General features: G+C 65.4%; 3 protein-coding genes. 2 read left to right on the top strand and 1 reads right to left on the bottom strand.

Going from position 1 to position 3,005, the window contains the following annotated elements; translation table 11 throughout:
• Nucleotides 1-81: 81 nt before the first annotated feature.
• Nucleotides 82-1,767, bottom strand: a complete 1,686-nt coding sequence (locus tag AC1D00_RS34180) for a tetratricopeptide repeat protein (protein ID WP_477013706.1) — start codon at nt 1,765-1,767, stop codon at nt 82-84.
• A 246-nt stretch (nt 1,768-2,013) separates the two neighbouring features.
• Here AC1D00_RS34180 and msrA point away from each other — a divergent pair, with 246 nt between their 5' ends.
• Nucleotides 2,014-2,718 (top strand): peptide-methionine (S)-S-oxide reductase MsrA, encoded by a 705-nt coding sequence (gene msrA / locus AC1D00_RS34175; RefSeq protein ID WP_477013705.1) that lies wholly within the window; start codon nt 2,014-2,016, stop codon nt 2,716-2,718.
• A 29-nt stretch (nt 2,719-2,747) separates the two neighbouring features.
• The coding region (gene msrB / locus AC1D00_RS34170; RefSeq protein ID WP_477013704.1) for a peptide-methionine (R)-S-oxide reductase at nt 2,748-3,005 on the top strand (258 nt) is incomplete at its 3' end.

The raw sequence follows: 3,005 nt of genomic DNA, 5'->3' as shown, positions 1-3,005 counted from the left end.
ACTCCTCCCTGTGGTTATGGGTCCCCGCCTTCGCGGGGACGACAGCGGTTGCAAGGCTCCGCAGTCGCGCCCCATGCGCAACTATTTCCCCGCCACAAAATAGAAATCCTCGCGCCCCGGCGGCGAGCCGTAGGTGAACGGCTGCTGCCCGTGCCTGGTCGCGGACCAGACGTCGTCKCGGACGATGTCGAACAGTTTCCTGATCTCGACGCGCGGCTGCTTGATCTCGCGGGCGAGCGCGGTGGCGAACGGGCTGTCGGCGCCGCCGTCGCCGTCCATCGCGGTCTCGCCGTGCTTGGCGGCGTAGACCACCATGAAGCCGGCGCCGGGCTCGATGTTGGAAAAGCCCTTGTCGACCAGCTTGAGTGACAGCGTCCGCTGCATGGTCGGCGCGAACGGATTGTCGCGGCACGCATCCAGCATCACCAGACGCACTTTTCTCGCAGCGCCCACCGCTGCGATCACCTGCTCCAGGGCGACGGCCTGAGCCTCGGCATCCCTGTCGGCGGCAAGCTTGGCGTCGACGGGAACGAGATAGTTCACCCCGCCGATCTCGAATCCGTGGCCGGCGTAATAGACCACCGCCCAGTCGGCCTTCTCCGCTTCGGCAGCGAACGTCTGCAGCGCTTCGAAGAACTTGTCCCGGGTCAGGTCGCTGACGGAGATCACGGTCTGGAAGCCGACCTCGCGCAGCGCGTTTGCGATCAACTTCGAGTCGCGCGGYGGATTGGGCAAGGCGTGCACGTTCTTGTAGGCGCCGTTGCCGATCACCAGCGCGACGCGGCGCCCGGTCGCCCCGGCCGGCGCCTGCGGCGTCAGCGCGGCGAGCCGCTCCTGCGCGATGGCGCGGGCGCGCGCGACGTCGAGCTCGTCGAACTTCGTCAACGAATAGGCCGCCGCGCGGTAGTCGGCGCGGGCCTGGGCGAGATCCTTCCTGCGCTCGTAGATCCGGCCGCGGCCGGAATGGGCGCGGACATTGTTCGGGTTGATCTGGATGGCCGTGTTGTAGTCCTTCAGCGCGGCGTCGAGGTCGCCCTTCATCATGCTGACATCGGCGCGGTTGTTGATCGCGTACACGTTCTTCGGCTGCTTCTCGATCAGGCCGTTGCAATCGGCAAAGGCCTGGTCGTACTTGCCCATCATGCCGTAGGTAATGCAGCGGTTGCCGGCGACCTGCGGCGCGGCCGGATCGATCTTCTCGGCCTCCGCGAAATCGGCGATCGCACCGTCGAAATCCTTCATCAGCGTGCGCACGCGGGCGCGATTGGTCCAGCCGAGCAGGAATTTTGGCGTGTACTTGATCGACAAGTTGAAATCGTCGAGCGCGCTTTGCAGCGCGCCCCTGCGCAGATGGATGACGCCGCGGTTGTTGTAGGGGACGCCGTAGGTCGGACGCTTCTGGAGCGCGAGGTTGTAGTCCGCCATCGCGAGATCGTCCTTACCCGAGCGCTCATAGGCAAGGCCGCGCAGGTTGAGAACGATGACGTTGTCCGGATCGAGGTCGACGGCCATGGACAGGGTTTCGATCGCGTGGACGTGGTCGCGCTTGTTGATCAGGGTGTTGCCGCGCACGGACAACGCGACCGCCTTGTCCTTGCCGGTGAGCCGGTCGGCGTTGAGCAGATTGTCGCAGGCCACCGCGCGGGCCTGCGCCTCCGCCTGGCGGTCGCGGCAAATGGCAAGGTCGTCGCCGGTTTGCGGATCGGCCGCGGCGATCGATGCGCAGGCGGCCAGGATGACGAGTGTCAGGGAAACGACGCGCAGCATGTTGTCAGGCCAGCTCCAGCCACCACTTTTTAGGTCGATCGTCGATCGCGCGGGTTCATCTAGCGCAGAGTTCCTCACCGCGCCAAGCCGGGCTGTCTCGGGCCGCGTTTCTCACAGAGTCGTGTCCGCCGCGGCGTAACAATCGGCACCTGTCCCCGTATCTCAGGTGACCGAATGCCGCCGGGCAGGCTGTTCGCGCGGCGCCAACCGACCTAGAATATCCACCTTCCGGAAAGAGGATCTGCCATGCGCCGTCCCGCCCTCCTGTCCCTGCTGGCTGCCACGACCGCCCTGACGCTGGCCTTTGCTGTGCCGTCCCGGGCCGCCGAGGATGCGGTCGTGATCCCGGCCCCGACCATGGACGCGGCACCGGCGAGCGGCATCCAGACCGCCGTGGTCGCCGGCGGCTGCTTCTGGGGCGTGCAGGGCGTATTCCAGCACACTGCGGGCGTCGTCAACGCGGTCTCCGGCTATGCCGGCGGCACCAAGGCGACCGCCGACTACCAGACCGTCTCGAGCGGCCGGACCGGCCATGCGGAATCGGTCGAGATCAAGTACGACCCGAAGAAGATCAGTTACGGAAAGATCCTCCAGATCTACTTCTCGGTGGCGCACGACCCGACCCAGCTCAACCGCCAGGGTCCCGACGCCGGCACGCAATATCGCTCGGCGATCTTCACCACCTCCGACGAGCAGAAGAAGGTGGCGGAGGCCTATATCGCCCAGCTCAACGGCGCCAAGGTGTTCGGCAAACCGATCGCGACCAAGGTCGGCGCGCTGGAGGCGTTCTATCCGGCGGAGGCCTATCATCAGGACTATCTGACGCTGCATCCGAACCAGCCCTACATCGCCTATAACGACCTGCCCAAGATCGAGAACCTGAAAAAGCTGTTCGCGGATAACTACATCGACAAGCCGACGCTGGTGAATGCCAGCAAGGCCACCAACTGATCGCAAGATCACCAAAAAACGGGAGACCCATGCCCGACGCCAAGACGAAAACCACGGACGACAAAGTCATCAAGAGCGAAGAGCAGTGGCGGCGCGAGCTGTCGCCGATGCAGTACGCGGTGCTGCGCGAGAAGGCGACCGAACGTCCCTTCTCCGGCGAGTATGAGCACGACCACCGTGCCGGCACCTATGTCTGCGCCGGCTGCGGCAACGTCCTGTTCGAGTCCGACGCCAAGTTCGATTCCGGCTGCGGCTGGCCGAGCTTCACCCAGCCCGCCGCCGAGAGC

The organism is Bradyrhizobium sp. P2_E8, assembly GCF_056403875.1.
The sequence above is the reverse complement of the archived record's forward strand: the minus strand, read 5'-3'. Positions and strand labels throughout refer to the sequence as shown.